The following is a 16,639-nucleotide window of genomic DNA, read 5'->3' as shown; positions in this document are numbered from 1 at the left end:
ACTTAAGGTACTGCGACTAGTTCAACAATACGGCTAATAACCTGATCTTTTGTAATACCATCGGCTTGTGCTTCGTAACTTAGAATAATGCGATGGCGCAATACATTATGTACCACAGCTTGTATATCGTCAGGTGATACAAAATCACGACCACTTAACCACGCATGAGCGCGGGCACATTTATCCAAAGCAATCGTGGCACGTGGGCTGGCGCCGTATTCAATCCAGCGGCCAAGTTGCTCATCTAAGTTTGCACCTTCTCGAGTGGCTATGATCAGTTGCACTAGGTACTGCTCTAATGGCTCGGCCAAATACAGACCTAAAATTGCTTTTCGCGCAGCAAATAAATCGGGTTGTGAAATTTGCTCAAGCACTGGGGCTTCATCGTTAAGTGCTTCACCACGGGTCAAACGTAAAATATCAAGCTCATGCTCAGCACCTGGGTAATTAATACTTAGGTGCATTAAAAAGCGGTCTAATTGCGCTTCTGGTAGCGGGTAAGTACCTTCTTGCTCAAGCGGATTTTGTGTTGCCATCACTAAAAACAGGTCACTGAGTGGATAGGTGTTTTTGCCCACCGTGACTTGGCGCTCGGCCATTGCTTCTAATAATGCCGATTGTACTTTTGCTGGTGCTCGGTTTATTTCGTCCGCTAAAATAAGGTTATGAAATAAAGGGCCTTTTTCAAACACAAACTCACTGGTTTGTTGGCGATAAATATCGGTGCCGGTCACATCGGCTGGTAATAAATCTGGGGTAAACTGAACACGCTGAAACGAGCCTTCAATACCTTTTGCTAAGGCATTAACAGCGCGTGTTTTTGCAAGCCCCGGTGGGCCTTCAACTAATAAATGACCATCGGCTAAAATAGCAATTAATAGTGCTTGAGTGAGCGCAGGCTGGCCAATAATTTGGGTGTCTAAATACGTTTTTAATTGTGAAAATGCGTTAGCTGCCATAATAAGTGGACTGTCCTCGTCAGCTTAAATAATACCTAAATTGGTGTAGGTAACAAATACTGAGCTAGTTATAAGGTTTATAAGTGGATAACTCAAGAGTTAGACTAATTTTTTAAAAATAGTTCGTTATTTTTTAACGATTTTTTAGCCTACCATAAAACTTTGTAAAACCGGCTAAAAAAGCCTATTGTATTACCCTCATGTAATATATGTAGTGATTTACAATGGCGCTTTTGTATTAATTTATCTTTATCTATTGGCTTTATCACACGGGTTGTTTAGAATCGGAGAAAACACACAGGTCTGACCTGTCAGCGGGAGAGAATAATAAATGTCTGAGCAAAACATACTAAAAACACCAAAAGGCGACCGTATTGCCATTGTAAGCGGCCTACGTACTCCTTTTGCTAAGCAAGCGACTGCGTTCCACCATGTACCAGCGTTGGATATGGGGAAGCTAGTAGTTAATGAAATGCTTGAGCGATTAAATTTCGACAAGTCAGAAATCGATCAATTGGTTTTTGGGCAAGTAGTACAAATGCCAGAAGCGCCCAATATTGCACGTGAAATTGTATTAGGTACGGGGATGCCAGTATCGGTTGATGCGTACTCTGTATCGCGTGCTTGTGCAACGAGCTTTCAAGCGATAGCAAACGTTGCCGAATCAATTATGGCAGGCTCTGTAAGCGTAGGTATTGCCGGTGGTGCCGATTCATCGTCTGTATTGCCAATTGGTGTAAGTAAAAAATTAGCGGGTAGCTTAGTTGATTTAAACAAAGCCCGTACGTTTGGTCAGCGTTTAAAAATATTCTCAAAACTACGCTTAAAAGATTTATTGCCAGTGCCGCCAGCGGTTGCTGAGTATTCAACGGGGTTATCAATGGGGCAAACAGCCGAGCAAATGGCTAAAACCCATAACATTAGCCGTGAAGATCAAGATGCTTTAGCACATCGTTCTCACTCACTGGCAACTCAAGCCTGGGCTGATGGTAAGCTTAAAGATGAAGTAATGACGGCGCATTTACCGCCTTATAAAAGTTTTATTGAAGAAGATAACAATATTCGTAAAAACTCAACGGTTGAAGGTTACGCCAAGCTTAAGCCGGTATTTGACCGTCAACACGGCTCAGTCACTGCTGCCAATGCAACCCCATTAACCGATGGCGCAGCCGCAGTGTTAATGATGAGCGAAAGCAAAGCCAAAGCACTGGGTTATGAAATTTTAGGTTACGTGCGCAGTTTTGCGTTTTCAGCCATTGGCGTGGAAAAAGACATGCTGATGGGGCCGGCGCATTCAACGCCTATCGCGCTTGATAGAGCCGGTATAACCTTAGCAGATTTAGATCTGATTGAAATGCATGAAGCGTTTGCATCGCAAGCCTTAGCGAATATGAAAATGTTTGCCTCAGATAAATTTGCACAAGAGCATCTAGGGCGTAATAAGGCCATAGGTGAAATTAACATGGATAAGTTTAACGTGAACGGCGGCTCGCTTGCATATGGTCACCCATTTGCTGCAACCGGCGCGCGTTTAATTACACAAAGCTTGTATGAGCTTAAGCGCCGCGGTGGTGGTTTAGCATTAACAACAGCATGTGCTGCGGGTGGCTTGGGTGCAGCCTTTGTATTGGAGAGTGCGTAATGACAAAGTCAGTATTTAATTTAACGGTTGATGATAACAAAATAGCCGTGGTAACCATTGATGTGCCGGGTGAGAAAATGAACACCCTGCGAGATAGCTTTGCTGATGATTTAAAAGCATTATTAGCACAAGCGAAAGAGCATGCGGTTAAGGGCATGGTGTTTATTAGTGGCAAAAGCGATAACTTTATTGCTGGTGCCGATGTTAAAATGCTTGATAGCGTGCAAAAGCGTGAAGATGCATTAGCTATCAGCGAATTGTGCCATCAGGCATTTTTTGATATGAAAAAGCTACCGTATACCACCGTGAGTGCCATTCATGGCCCCGCGCTTGGTGGCGGTTTAGAGTTTGCCTTAGCCTGTGATTACCGCGTAGGTACCGATAGCGATATAACTAAAATTGGTCTACCAGAAGTACAGCTAGGTTTATTACCCGGTGGTGGCGGTACGCAGCGCTTAACTAAAATAGTGGGCATTCAAAAAGCTCTTGAGTGGATGCTAACCGGTAAGCAAATCCGTCCTAAACAAGCTAAAAAAGCCGGTGTACTTGATGATTGCGTGCCACAAAGTGTGTTGTTAAAGGTTGCTAAAGAGTTTGCTGCGAAGAAAAAGCCACAAGCCAAAGAGCCTAAACTTGATAAAATCAGTCAGTTATTGGAGTCAAATCCGTTTGGTCGTAACTTTATCTTTAAAAAAGCCAAAGAAAACGTTCTTAAAAAAACCGGTGGTCATTACCCTGCGCCGCTTGCGATTATTAAAGCGGTTCGTGCAAGCGTAGAGCTTGATGAAATGAAAGCGTATAAAACCGAAGCCGAAGGGTTTGCCACACTGGTAATGAGTGATGAGTCTAAAGCGCTGCGCGGTATTTTCTTTGCAACCACTGAAATGAAAAAAGAATGGCGCAATGATGACGCTGCTGCGATTAGTAAAACTGCCGTGTTAGGTGGTGGCTTAATGGGCGCAGGTATTGCCCATGTGAGTGCGGTTAAAGCTAAATTACCAGTGCGTATTAAAGATGTGGCAGAGCAGGGCATAAGTAATGCCATGAACTACACATACAAAATTTTAGATAAGCGTCTTAAGCGCCGTATTATGTCTAAAGCTGATATGCAGTTAACGATGAACCGTATTACCGGCACCACTGATTACAGCGGCTTTAAACACATAGATTTAGTAATAGAAGCCGTATTTGAAGATTTAGAGCTTAAGCAAGGTATGGTTGCTGATATAGAGCAGCATTGCCAAGCAAACACCATTTTTGCCAGTAATACCTCATCATTACCTATTTCGCAAATTGCAGCTAAAGCAGCGCGTCCTGAAAATGTAATTGGTTTACATTACTTTTCACCAGTAGAGAAAATGCCACTGGTAGAAATTATTCCTCACGAAGGCACCTCAAAAGAAACCATTGCTCGTGTAGTTAACTTTGCGCGTAAGCAAGGTAAAACGCCAATTGTGGTAAAAGACATGGCCGGTTTTTACGTAAACCGTATTTTAGCGCCATACCTGAATGAAGCGGCAAACTTAATGCTTGGCGGTGAGCCAATTGAAAAAATTGACGCAGCCTTAGTTGAGTTTGGTTTTCCAGTAGGGCCGTTGGCACTGCTTGATGAAGTAGGTATTGATATTGGTTCTAAAATCGCGCCAATTCTTGAAAAAGAACTCGGTGAGCGTTTTAAAGGCCCCGATGCTTTCTCGCGCATGATTGATTCAAAACGCTTAGGCCGTAAAACGGGTCGTGGTTTTTATGAATACGACAAGAAAGGCAAAAAGGTTGATGAGTCAGTCTATGAGCTACTAGGTGTAACCCCAGCTCCACGTTTAAATAAAAACGAAATTGCTAAGCGTTGTATCTCACAAATGCTTAATGAGGCCGTTCGCTGTTTAGATGACGGTATTATTGCCAGCCCGCGTGATGGTGATATTGGTGCTATTTTTGGTATTGGTTTCCCACCGTTCTTAGGTGGCCCGTTTAGCTATATGGATAAATTAGGCGCAGGTAAAATAAGCTCTGATATGTCTACTCTGGCTAACAGCAACGCTATTTTTACACCTTGTGAAACTTTACTTACAATGGCTGACAAGGGCGATAAGTTTTACACAACAGCCGCTAATAAAGCTGAAGTGGAGTTAGAGCAAGGTGATGATAAATCAACTGACGCTCCAAATGAGACGACTGAACAGAAGGATTAATGTTTTGAGTTAACATAAAAAAGCCGCAAATTATGCGGTTTTTTTGTGTTCGATAATCAACAATAATACTTAATTAAGCGAATTAGTAAAGTTGCGTTCTGGACGCTTATTTATAGTAGTGCCTCAATGGCCTTTTTATCTTTATCAGGCATGTTGTCGACCACCAAATTAAACGAATTATCAATCATCCGCTCAATTTCACCCTGTGGCACAGTGCCATCTAAAATCACAGTATTCCACAGGCGTTTGTTCATATGATAACCAGGGACAATGGCGGGAAAAATATCTCGTAATGATTGCGCTTCATCAGGATCACATTTTAAATTTAGCCACCAAATGGGTTCGCCATTCTCGTCAGTGTCGCCCTCATTGCTAGGTGCAAGAGTGGCAAACATTTTATGATTTACTTTATACACATCAGCATCTTTAGCAAAAGGTTGCGTTAGTTTAACTAACGGCTTGTTCATTAAATAGGTATGTACACTTTGTTGGTTCATGAGCCATTCCTTGAGGTCATAATCGATAGTTCAACCATAGCAGTTTTTTGCTACAACATAATACGTATTTTAGTCTAAATGACATATTTGTAAGTCAATACGAAGTTATAGGCTAATGATATCACTTTATTGTTGAACAAAATTAGTTTCGTGGTATGTTTCTGGCAATCAAAAAAACAATAGGAATTCACCCATGCCAAAGGCGAGTGATGTTAAAAAAGGGACGGCTATTGAGTTTAATGGTCGTGTATTAGTAGTAAAAGATATTGTACGCTCTGTACCGCAAGGTCGTGCTGGTGGTAGCTTATATCGTATGCGTTTATACGATGTGGTAACAGGTAGTAAAGTTGACGAGACATTCAAAGACAGCGACATGCTTAACCTTGCGGATTTAACCCGTCGTGAAGCCATGTTGTCGTACATTGATGGCGATGAGTACGTCTTTATGGATAACGAAGATTATACGCCTTATAACCTGGCTAAAGACGCGATAGCTGAAGAAATTCAGTTTGTTAACGAAGAGACCCAAGGTGTGCACGTTATTGTGATTGATGGTGCGCCAGTTGGGCTTGATCTGCCTTCAAGTGTTGAGCTTGTAGTTGAAGAAACAGACCCTTCAATTAAAGGTGCTTCAGCGAGTGCGCGTTCTAAGCCTGCTCGTTTATCAACCGGCTTAACTATTCAAGTGCCAGAGCATATTTCTACGGGCGATCGTATCCGTATTAATACTGTAGAGCATAAGTTTATGGGCCGTGCTGAAAAATAATCAGACATCAATTTATGTAGCCGAGCTTTTAAGTTGCTCGGCTTTTTTATATCTGAAAAACCAGCGCTTAGGTTTAAGCTTTAACGCAGCTAGCGCTTGATTTACTCCCTCAAAATTATGGGTTACTGTAATGTGTTGCTTTAAATTTAGTCAATTTACGGCTATTATACTTGTCTTATTTTTGTGCAGGTTGAGGTGGCGGTGTTATTTATTATACTTAGCTGTGTGTTTATCGCACTTATGTATTTAGAAACGATTAAAAAAGGAATGCCTGTAAAACGTTGGTTATTTTTAGGTGGCGTGTTTGGTCCTGTTGCTTGGTGCTTGTTTAATATGCATTATCGACGTGCATTGATACGCAATATAGGTGTAAATGCGTGTCTATGGCGTGCTTAACTGGTCGCTCTAATTAAACTGAGTTTTGATTGGCTTTGTTGTTGTTTTAAAAACGCAGTAAATTCATCTTTTGAGAGTGGTTTAGAGTAGTAATAACCCTGCAGTGTTTCGCAGTTTAACTCTTCAAGAGTGTTTATTTGCGACGCTTGTTCCACTCCTTCAGCAACCACATGTAAATCAAGGTTATGTGCAATAGTGACGATAGAGTCAACCATATTGCGACCTCGCTCTGTTTTCATATCATCAATAAAGGCTTTATCAATTTTGAGCGTATTAAGCGGAAATTGTTTTAAATACGCCAGTGAAGAATACCCTGTGCCAAAGTCATCCATTGCTAAATGTATTCCACGGGCACTCAAAGAGCGCATAATAGCAATCGCTTCTTGTGGGTCATCCATTACGGTTCCCTCAGTGATCTCAAGCTCTAAAAAGTACGAAGGGAGTTCATTTTTTTGCAAAATCACATCAATACGCGTTGTTAAATCAGGTAGGCTAAACTGTTTTGCTGATAAGTTAACAGCAACGCGGGCGTTAAATAAACCATCGTCTAACCATTGTTTTACATCACGGCATGCCTTGTTTAAAACCACTTCACCAATTTCAATAATTTGTCCGGTTTCTTCAGCAATTGGAATAAATACACCTGGACTAATCACTCCTTTTTTTGGAGTAATAAAACGTACCAATGCTTCCATACCGGCAAGTTTGCCAGTACGAATATTCATTTTAGGTTGGTAATACACCTCAAAATGATCTTCTTTTAAACCAAAGCGCATTAGGTTTTCTATTTGCAATCGTTTTACTGCTTGGCGATTCATGGTGTCATTAAAAAATAGGTAGCTGTTACCTTTCTTTTTAGCATGGTACATCGCAGTATCGGCATTTTTTAACAATATTTCAGGGGTATTGCCATCTTCTGGAAACAGAACAATACCTACACTTGAGGTGATTGCAAGCTCATGGCCAGCCATTTTAAATGGGGTGGCTATGGCGGCTAAAAATTGTTTAGCCATGCGGGTAATTATGTGAATATCATTGGTGTTTGACATGACAAGCGCAAATTCATCGCCGCCGAGACGATAAAATACGTCATTTTCACGGGTGAGTTTATTTAAACGCGTAGCCAGTTTCGCCAATAGACTATCACCTAGTTGATGCCCTAAGGAGTCATTTATTTTTTTAAAATTATCTAAATCGAAGACTAACAAGGCATGATGCGAATGTTGTTTTGCGAGTTTCTTTAAGTCAGAAAAAAACAAATTACGATTAGGTAAGCTGGTAATACGATCGCGATTTGATAGATTATTTAGCTCAGACTCGGTCTTTTTACGTTCGGTTAAATCTGAATACACCACCACATAATTGGTTATTTGATTTTGCGCATTTTTGATTTCGTCTATTGAAATTTCAAAAGGCAGTAAAGCATGGTCGCTATTACGTAGTTTTACTTCTTGTTGAATGTGCTCATGTTTTCGAACAGTCTCTTTGATAGTTTCGATGTAGCTTTTGTTGTAGCCAGCTAAATGAAATTCTTTTTTTAGATATTGTTCGCGTACGCCACCAAACAAAGTTAAAAAGCTTGGGTTAACATCAACAAGCCTAAAATCTTTATCATAAATAGCGAGCGCATCAGTGAGTGACTCAACACATTTTGCAAATAAATTAAGCCGATCTTCCGTTGATTTTAACTGCGAAATATCTCTGACAGTACCAGTCATTCGCAGTGGGCTTAGGTTCGCGTCTTTTTCAATAATTTTTCCGCGGTCGAGCACCCAATTCCACTTACCAAAACTGTCTTTAATGCGATATGAGGCTTCAAAAAAGGTACTTTCTTCGGCAAAGTGTTTTTTTAATAAGTAATCAACATGGGTTAAATCGTGAGGATGGATCAAGCTCTTATTCGGTGGAAATTCCACTAAATTATTACTATTCATTACGTATTTATCGTTAATACGAATAACCTTACCGGTTTTTATATTCCAGTCCCATAGAGTGTCACCACTGCCCTCTACGGTACTTTTTAAGCGTTTTTCAGAAAGCTGTAATTGAGAGTGTGAGCGCTTGAGCGTGTGAACAATCGTTAACAAGTAAACCACAACTAACGACATTATTGCGCTCACGCTAACGAGTAGCGCAGTTAAATTCAAGCTATACGATGAATCAAATGCACTAGCGTAGTGGGCTGTGGCCAAAGTGGCCAACAATAGACTGTTTTTTATTATTTTTATTTTGTTCATTGTCTTACTTCTTTTTTACAAAAGACAATCTAAATCAAGCGCGAGCAAGAGTCAAAGAGAATGCGAATAAAGTGGTAGATTTTCAGATTGATTTACAGATTTAGCACTTAAAAGCTCATATCTTGGGCGATCTGCATTAAAAAGCTCAAAGGCATATGCTTTTAAATCATTCAGTGTCAGCGCATTTAAAGAATTTAGAAGACGTTGTTGCATGTCAAATTGATGATCGCCATTGCCTATAGCAAGCCATAAACGCTGGGAACGCAAACGTAAGTTTTTATCTTTTTCAGCAATGTGGGTTGTTAACCCATGTTTTTGCTGTAACCAAGCTTGCTCTGTTAATGAATCAATTGTTGCTAAATACTGATTAATGAATAGATTGTGCCTATGCAGTAAGGTGTTGGGTTCGAACTTTGGTGATTGTATGTAAAAAGCAATACCTGCACGGGTATTAAAAGGAGCATAACCTGCCCCCACTAAATAACCAAGTTGTTGTGTGGTACGAAGCTCATTAAAGTAATCTTGATTAATTAAGTGATTTAGCGCCATCATTTTTACTTTTTCATCAACGTCGTCGGTGTGTGCTTGATAGTAAATCAGCATGGCATTATCGCTACAGGCAAGCTCGAGTTCATAGCGAGTAACGTTAGTAATTTCATACAGTGGACGCTTTAAATCATCTATAATTGCTGATTTTTTAAGATGTTGTGACACCTTTTTTTGAAATTCAAGCGCATCATTTCGTTGCCAATTACCATGTAAAAAAGACTCAACATGCAAGGCGTTAAAAAATGCTTGTCTAAATTCATTAAATTGATGGAAACAGGTATCTTTGAGTGCATTTGCTAACTCGTAAGGCTGTGGGTTCCATGGCATTATTTTTGCGCCTAAAATACTGAATAATTCACTAACGGGTTTGTTTTGATTGCTATTACGCCAATGTCTAACGAGTTGTTTTTTATATTCTGCAAAGCGTTTAGCGCAAATTTTAACGTTAAATAGTGCATCAATTAGCTGTTCGACCAGCTCCAATTGGCTTGAAGAAAGCCCTGCCGTGTGAAGAGTCAAGCCACCTTGATGAGAAGTTAAATGATAACTTAAGCCTGCAAGCTCTGCAGGGTAAAATTGCTCGCCAACACTATCCATAAATAAATCTGAAAATAAGCGTGTTAGTGCCATGTGTTTAACATCTTTTACTGCAAAATCAGAGTCCATAGCTAAATAAAAATGCCCTTTGACGACTCTAAATGTGGCGTCTTGTTTAAACCAAAAGTCAAAGCCTGCTTCTTTTACCAGTAATGTTGGATGGCGTTGCTGTGATTCAACCGGATATAAAACAACATCCTTAGCTAAATAAGGATTAGCCGTGGGCAATAGCATTTCACTTTGTGGCTGACTAATTTGTGCTAGCGCCTCGAGCCAGTGAAGTGATAGCTTTTCAATTTTATACGGTGTGTTATACCATGCCGCGGTATGTTCAGGCTCCACACCCGGATGAATGAGTACTAAGCGCATGTTGTGGGGAGTTAGCCATTGCATGGCCATTTCATGCGTGCTGGCTTTAAATCCCTCCATCAAATAGTCGCCCTGCAAGTAATTAGCCTCATCGTAATGCTGCATGTTAATACTTAAATTACTAACCCAATCAATTAAGCGTGACTTTTCTTGGTTATCAAATGCAATTTGTAATAGCTTTTGCTTGTCTTGATATAGGCGAGGTAGTTTGCTGGTATTATTATTAATTAAACAAATATACTCAAACACCATTTCAATAATGTCTTCGTAGTATTCAATGCCTTCATCGGTCAGCGCCATACTAATATTAAAATCTTTAAAATTACTGCCATTAATTCCACCACCGGCAGAGAGGGCATTAATCCAACCTTGTTCTTTAAGCACTGAATACAGCGAGCCTTGCCCTTCATAACCAAGTAAGTGGGCAATGAAACTGACTGTTTTATGGCGATAAAAATCGTCAATATTGGGCATGGCAAAACTAATAATTAGTTTTTGTACATGTTTATGTGGCTCGATATGCAGCAACTTACCTAAGTCTTGGCTGCGATAAAGCGGCGCTTTTATTGGGGGTTTTAATTGACTTTTATCCCCTTTAATTTGAGAAAAATACTCAGTTACCCATGCCGCTTGTTTATCTAGTGATTCATTGGCACAAATCACTAATGTCATCCACTGAGCTTGGTAATGCTTATTAAAAAAGTCGCGTAATTCATCACTAATACAGCGTTTTCTATCGGCTAATGTTTGTAAATTACCAACCGAGAATTTGGCAAAAGGATGCTCAGGATTAACCGTTTCTTTATGCACTTGATAAATACGGCGACCATCATCTTTAATTTTTAATTTAAACTCAGCTTCAATGGCATTACGTTCTTTTTCTGTTTCTGCGGGGTTTAATGTTGGCGCTATAAAAAACCGGCTAAATTGCGCTAATGCTGTTTCAATATAGGTATTATTAATATCAAAAAAATAACAGGTATGCTCTGTGCCAGTCCACGCATTAGCATTACCACCTGACTGAGACACAAAATTATTAAAACTGCCAGATTCAGGAGAAAGGTCAGTGCCTAAAAACAACATATGCTCTAAAAAGTGCGCTAAGCCTTGTCTATCAAGCGGATCATCAAAGTGACCTGCGTTAACGGCCATTGATGCCGCAGCCTTTGCTGAGTCTTGATCGTGCACTAAAAGTACTTTTAGACCATTGTCCAGTGTTAGTGTGCGGTAAGCTCTGTTATCATTAGTGCTGATTTTCAAATGATGCTCCTGAAACTAAACGTATAATTGTTAACAACAGATGATAACTTCAGGAATGCAATGCTATTAACCTGAACATCATGAAAGAACTATTTTAAGAAAATAAATAGGTTTGAGTTATTAATATAGCGGAAATTCGAGCAAACTGGCTACTGTTTTATATTCTTTAATTGGTTGATTTTTTATGAAAACAATCTTGATAATGCGTCATGGTGAAGCAATACCGATGCACTCTGACGATGTCAGTAGAAATTTGACTCCTTTGGGCCATCAGCAGGTAGAAAAAATGGGGCTGTGGTTACAAAAAAAGCATGCTCCAACGGGGTTATTAGTGAGTCCTTATGTAAGAGCGCAGCAAACAGCTGAGGGTGTTAAAAAAAATAATACTTTTTTATTTGAAGAGACCTGCCAAGATATTATTCCTGAAGGTAACCCGCAGGTTGCCGCTGATTACTTAGAAACGTTAATCGCGCTTCATCCAGAATGCGATACTTGGCTTGTGGTTGCCCATATGCCTATGGTGAGCTATTTGGTTGATCAGTTGTGTGCTGGACACATGCCTATTTTTAATACTGGCGCTGTTGCACAAATTAGTTATGATGAAACTCGCCACAAAAGTGATTACATCACCATCAATGCACCAGCAAATGTAGATGCATAGCGTGTAAATTAGCATTTAGCTAAGCCACTTTCTGTTAAATAAATGCCACTACTTTTAGGTATTTGTCTACAGTATAATTGTTAACCACATACTAAAACTCACCACACTCAATACCGTAGATAAAACAACCGCACTGGCTAACGTATCTTGATGTTGTTTTATTTGGCATGCAATTAAATAGGCATTAACACCTAATGGCGATGCGCTCAACAATACGAGTACTTTTAAGAGTGACTCATTAATAGCAAATACATGTGTGCCTAACACTAATACTAAGGTGGGCAATATAACTAGCTTTAACAGGCTGGCAATAGCTGCCGCTTGCCAGTTATCGCTAATTTTATAAAAAGCTAAATTTGCACCTAATACAAATAACGCACAGGCTATGGCAGGTTTAGCTAAAAGCGCTAAACCATTACTTAAATCAGAAAATAAAGTAATCTCTGCTAAATTTACCAATAAACCCGTGCTAATACTCAATACGACAGGGTTGAGTAACATATTTTTGGCAAATGTTGACCATGAAAACACATGACTGGCACTGTTTGCACTAATTAAAAAGGTGAGTGTGAACAATAGCGCGCTATGAAAAGTGATGATCATAAAAATAATGCCCATCATTTGCTCGCCCAAGGCGGCAATAATAATAGGTAAACCCACCAATACGGTATTTGAATAGCTGCAGCCAAGGGCAAATACACTGTGACGCTCGTATTGAGGCTGCTTGGAGAGCATGTAGCGGTCAATAATCAAAGCGAAAAAATAAACTAAAATAACGGGAATATAAAAGCTTAAAAAGCCATTTAAACTCACGCTGGTTTTTAGGTCTGCTTGGGCCATATTTAAAAATAAAAAACTCGGTACACTAATGTAGAAAGTAAATTTACTGAGCCCCGTTATATGAATGCGTTCTAAAAACTGACTTCGGCTTGTAATGTAGCCGCATAACACAATAAAAATAAGCGGAAATATAATCGAAAATATATGCACTAAAAAAGGCTCTTATTGATTGGCTCTAGTGCTCAGCGTCTAAACTCATCACTTTGCGGTAAGTTAATTAATATGAGTACCGCACCTTTACCGCCATACTCAAGCGGAGCTTGGTGCATGGCAATAACGTCGGGGTGTTGCACTAAATATTGCGGTACTTTATGCCTGAGGATATGGCCGCCAATTCCGTGTATAACACAGGCACAATAGTAATGCTTTTTTTTGCACTCATGAATAAGCCCTGCGAGCTCATCTTTGGCGACTTCTTTATTTAAGCCATGTAGGTCAAGGGTTAAATCAGGAATAAAATCCCCTCGACGAAGTTGTTTAGCTAAAAAACGATCCTGACCCTGCTGCACATAATTAACGGTACCGTGCGTATCTATATCGGGAACATATTCATCAGAAAAGAAAAATTCTGACTGTTGTTGCTTTTTTTGCTGGGCAAATTGCTTCGCTTGTGACACTTTAGGTTTATTGGTAAAACGGTGAGTGTCTTGTTTAAATACACGCGCACCGCTGATACTTTGACGAAACAAGTCAATGTCATCAGTACTGATTAGGCTGTGTGAGTGGGGATCTTTTTTCATAGCGGCAGTCTAAACAAAAAAGCGGTAAAAATCGAGTAAAAAGGTGTGATACCTAAGCAGCTTTAAAGTGCATAGTTTAGTATTTATAAAGTGCCGATAGGCTTGGTTTAAAGCGATTTATACTGCGTTATTGATTTGAACAATAGAGTGACTATTATGTGTAATCAAAGCCTTACCTAAATCGCTTTTAATGCTAACTGCACTCGCACCTAACGGTGGCTTGGGTATACAATAGGGCAATCATGGGGCCAATGATGCGCCCCGGTTGAATTTATTTTTTGAAAGTAGCAGGCAGACAATACTGATGAGTGAATTATTAATAGAAGAAGCAACCCTAGATGAAGCTGTTGCAGAACTTTCAACCTTACACGATTGGCTACGTTGGACAACAAGCCAATTTGCAAGTAGTGGTATTTTCTTTGGTCATGGCACCGATAACGCATGGGATGAAGCAGTAAGTTTATTATTACCGGCGCTTAGTTTGCCTATCGATGCACCCAAAGAGCTGATGCATGCGCGTTTAACCAGTACTGAAAAAAATCGTTTAGCGGGCTTAATTGCTGAGCGCATTAACGATTTTACCCCAGTACCTTATCTTACCAATATTGCATGGTTTGCTAATATGCCATTTTATGTGGATGAACGTGTATTAATTCCTCGTTCGCCTTTTGCTGAGCTTATTAATAATCGCTTTACACCTTGGTTAGAACAGCCAGAGTCAGTAGGGCGTATTTTAGATTTATGCACAGGCTCAGGTTGTATTGCTATTGCCTTGGCACACGCATTCGAAAACGCCCAAGTTGATGCGGTTGATATTTCCTATGAAGCCCTTGAAGTGGCTGATATTAATATTACCGATTATCAACTAAGTGATCGCGTATTACCGATTCAATCTGACGTATTCAGTGGTGTACCCGGGCAGAAATACGACTTAATCGTGGCAAATCCCCCGTACGTTGATGCTGAAGATATGGCGGATTTACCTCGTGAGTTCCACCACGAGCCGGAGTTGGGATTAGCATCGGGCCACGATGGTCTTGATGTGACGCGTACTATTTTAGATCAAGCCAGTGAACATCTAACCGATAACGGTTTGTTATTTGTCGAAGTAGGTAACTCTATGGTACATATGGACGCACTGTATCCAGGTGCACCATTTGAATGGATTGAGTTTGAACAAGGCGGATTAGGGGTGTTTGTTATTAGTAAGCAACAACTCGATGCCTATTTTGCAGGTTGAACAGTAAAAATTAAAGCCGAGCCTTAGGCTCGGTACTTAGTAGTCATTAGGAATGAGGAAAGTTAATGGCAGGTAATAGCATAGGGCAGTTATTTAAAGTGTCCACCTTTGGCGAAAGCCACGGCGTTGCATTAGGCGGCGTAGTGGATGGCACGCCCGCAGGCCTTGAAATCACTGAGGCCGACATACAGCACGATTTAGACAGACGCAAACCTGGGCAAAGTCGCTATACCACACAGCGCCGCGAGAGCGACCAAATCAAAATTCTAGCGGGTGTTTTTGAAGGTAAAACCACTGGCACCAGCATTGGTTTATTAATTGAAAATACCGATCAACGCTCACAAGATTATGGCAAAATTAAAGACGTATTTCGTCCAGGTCATGGTGACTATACCTACTGGCACAAATATGGCCTACGCGATTATCGCGGTGGTGGCCGTTCATCTGCGCGCGAAACCGCTATTCGGGTTGCCGCAGGCGCTATTGCTAAAAAGTATTTAAAGCAATTTCATGGTATTGAAGTACGCGCGTGCTTGAGCCAATTAGGGCCAATTAAGGCCGAAAATTACGATTGGAATGAGGTAGAAAATAACTTGTTTTTCTTCCCAGACGTTAGCAAGCTTGAAGCACTCGATGAGTATATGCGGGAGCTTAAAAAACAAGGCGACTCAGTGGGTGCCAAAGTAAAAGTAGTGGCTAAAAATGTACCTGTTGGCTTAGGTGAGCCCGTATTTGACCGCCTTGACGCTGAACTTGCACACTCCTTAATGAGTATTAATGCTGTTAAAGGCGTTGAAATTGGCGATGGCTTTGATGTAGTTGAACAAAAAGGCTCAGAGCACCGCGACGAGTTAACCCCTGATGGCTTTACCTCAAATCATGCCGGCGGCGTGCTTGCCGGTATTTCAACGGGGCAAGATATAATCGCCTCAATTGCGCTTAAGCCAACATCAAGTATTACGATTCCCGGTAATAGTATTAATACTGAAAATGAAGCGGTTGAGATGATCACCAAAGGCCGTCACGATCCCTGTGTTGGCATTCGTGCAATCCCGATTGCTGAGGCAATGATGGCCATTACTTTAATGGATCATTTACTGCGTCAACGCGGTCAAAACCCGCATGTTCATCATGAGCATGGGCCAATAAATGGCGCTATTTAAGTGCATTTTACTATAAATTAATAATAAACGCGCCCTAGCGCGTTTATTATGTACAGGCTATCTTTTTTTATTGCCGCTCAATAATTACTGTGTGCTTTGCAAATCTAACAATAAAGAGCTGTTATTATGCAAAAAAATAATCAATCTCACGTCACACAAGCTGATTACAACGCCACTATTAAACGACTTGAAGAATTTAGTCACTTTACCGACAGCAGTTTCCGTATTCCTTTTACTCGGTTTAAGTTTGGTGCAGAGTCATTGATTGGGTTATTGCCGATAATAGGTGATTTGGCTGGGCTTATTTTATCTGGCTATGTACTCACTGAAGCGCAAAGACTAGGAGTGAGTAAGCGTATAAAATTACGTATTGTAATAAATATGTTGATTGATTTCTTTGGCGGTCTTATCCCCTTTTTTGGTGATATTTTTGATGCTTATTTTAAAGCAAATACACGCAATACTCGCCTATTAAAAAAGCATTTAACAGCTAAGCTAACCACAAATCCTAAAAACTAATTGAGTGTTTAA

At 40.3% G+C, this 16,639-nt stretch carries 14 protein-coding genes; 8 read left to right on the top strand and 6 right to left on the bottom strand.

From position 1 onward, the window contains the following. Nucleotides 1-2: 2 nt before the first annotated feature. A complete protein-coding gene (locus KG708_RS06600) occupies nt 3-959 on the bottom strand; it encodes a MoxR family ATPase (RefSeq protein WP_013464508.1) in 957 nt (318 codons plus the stop codon). A 331-nt stretch (nt 960-1,290) separates the two neighbouring features. Between KG708_RS06600 and fadI the strand changes: the two genes are divergently transcribed. Together fadI and fadJ are read left to right on the top strand one after the other, a co-directional pair. Then, the gene (gene fadI / locus KG708_RS06595) at nt 1,291-2,601 is read left to right on the top strand and encodes an acetyl-CoA C-acyltransferase FadI (protein ID WP_213608647.1); all 1,311 of its coding nucleotides are present in this window, start codon (nt 1,291-1,293) and stop codon (nt 2,599-2,601) included. Continuing rightward, nucleotides 2,601-4,793 (top strand): fatty acid oxidation complex subunit alpha FadJ, encoded by a 2,193-nt coding sequence (gene fadJ / locus KG708_RS06590; protein ID WP_213608646.1) that lies wholly within the window; start codon nt 2,601-2,603, stop codon nt 4,791-4,793. The genes fadI and fadJ overlap by 1 nt, the downstream gene beginning before the upstream one ends. Before the next feature lie 110 nt (nt 4,794-4,903). On the opposite strand, the gene KG708_RS06585 is transcribed toward fadJ, so the two are convergent. Further along, on the bottom strand, nt 4,904-5,290 hold the full coding sequence (locus tag KG708_RS06585) for an MmcQ/YjbR family DNA-binding protein (protein WP_213608645.1): 387 nt from the start codon (nt 5,288-5,290) through the stop codon (nt 4,904-4,906). Nucleotides 5,291-5,483: 193 nt separating this feature from the next. On the opposite strand from KG708_RS06585, the gene yeiP reads away from it, so the two are divergent. Continuing rightward, on the top strand, nt 5,484-6,056 hold the full coding sequence (gene yeiP, locus KG708_RS06580) for an elongation factor P-like protein YeiP (RefSeq protein WP_213608644.1): 573 nt from the start codon (nt 5,484-5,486) through the stop codon (nt 6,054-6,056). Nucleotides 6,057-6,257: 201 nt separating this feature from the next. Next, nucleotides 6,258-6,452: a hypothetical protein gene (locus KG708_RS06575; RefSeq protein ID WP_213609367.1), complete on the top strand. Its 195-nt coding sequence runs from the start codon at nt 6,258-6,260 to the stop codon at nt 6,450-6,452. On the opposite strand, the gene KG708_RS06570 is transcribed toward KG708_RS06575, so the two are convergent. Then, nucleotides 6,449-8,689, bottom strand: coding sequence for an EAL domain-containing protein (locus KG708_RS06570; protein WP_213608643.1), 2,241 nt, complete (start codon nt 8,687-8,689; stop codon nt 6,449-6,451). The genes KG708_RS06575 and KG708_RS06570 overlap by 4 nt on opposite strands. 51 nt (nt 8,690-8,740) lie before the next feature. Beyond that, nucleotides 8,741-11,464 carry an insulinase family protein gene (locus KG708_RS06565; protein WP_213608642.1) on the bottom strand — a complete coding sequence of 908 codons (2,724 nt, stop codon included), beginning with the start codon at nt 11,462-11,464 and terminating at the stop codon, nt 8,741-8,743. A gap of 184 nt (nt 11,465-11,648) precedes the next feature. On the opposite strand from KG708_RS06565, the gene sixA reads away from it, so the two are divergent. Beyond that, nucleotides 11,649-12,125, top strand: coding sequence for a phosphohistidine phosphatase SixA (gene sixA / locus KG708_RS06560; RefSeq protein WP_024602806.1), 477 nt, complete (start codon nt 11,649-11,651; stop codon nt 12,123-12,125). A gap of 66 nt (nt 12,126-12,191) precedes the next feature. Here sixA and KG708_RS06555 read toward each other — a convergent pair whose 3' ends face one another. Then, nucleotides 12,192-13,115 (bottom strand): AEC family transporter, encoded by a 924-nt coding sequence (locus tag KG708_RS06555; RefSeq protein WP_213608641.1) that lies wholly within the window; start codon nt 13,113-13,115, stop codon nt 12,192-12,194. 32 nt (nt 13,116-13,147) lie between these two features. After that, nucleotides 13,148-13,705, bottom strand: coding sequence for an endonuclease SmrB (gene smrB, locus KG708_RS06550; RefSeq protein ID WP_213608640.1), 558 nt, complete (start codon nt 13,703-13,705; stop codon nt 13,148-13,150). 304 nt (nt 13,706-14,009) lie between these two features. Here smrB and prmB point away from each other — a divergent pair, with 304 nt between their 5' ends. The 3 genes from prmB (at nt 14,010) to KG708_RS06535 (ending at nt 16,627) form a co-directional block, all read left to right on the top strand. After that, nucleotides 14,010-14,945 (top strand): 50S ribosomal protein L3 N(5)-glutamine methyltransferase, encoded by a 936-nt coding sequence (gene prmB, locus KG708_RS06545; RefSeq protein WP_213608639.1) that lies wholly within the window; start codon nt 14,010-14,012, stop codon nt 14,943-14,945. A gap of 65 nt (nt 14,946-15,010) precedes the next feature. Continuing rightward, nucleotides 15,011-16,108, top strand: a complete 1,098-nt coding sequence (gene aroC / locus KG708_RS06540; RefSeq protein ID WP_213608638.1) for a chorismate synthase — start codon at nt 15,011-15,013, stop codon at nt 16,106-16,108. Nucleotides 16,109-16,234: 126 nt separating this feature from the next. Next, on the top strand, nt 16,235-16,627 hold the full coding sequence (locus KG708_RS06535) for a DUF4112 domain-containing protein (RefSeq protein ID WP_213608637.1): 393 nt from the start codon (nt 16,235-16,237) through the stop codon (nt 16,625-16,627). Nucleotides 16,628-16,639 lie beyond the last annotated feature (12 nt).

Source organism: Pseudoalteromonas sp., assembly GCF_018402495.1.
Taxonomy (GTDB): domain Bacteria; phylum Pseudomonadota; class Gammaproteobacteria; order Enterobacterales; family Alteromonadaceae; genus Pseudoalteromonas.
The sequence above is the reverse complement of the archived record's forward strand: the minus strand, read 5'-3'. Positions and strand labels throughout refer to the sequence as shown.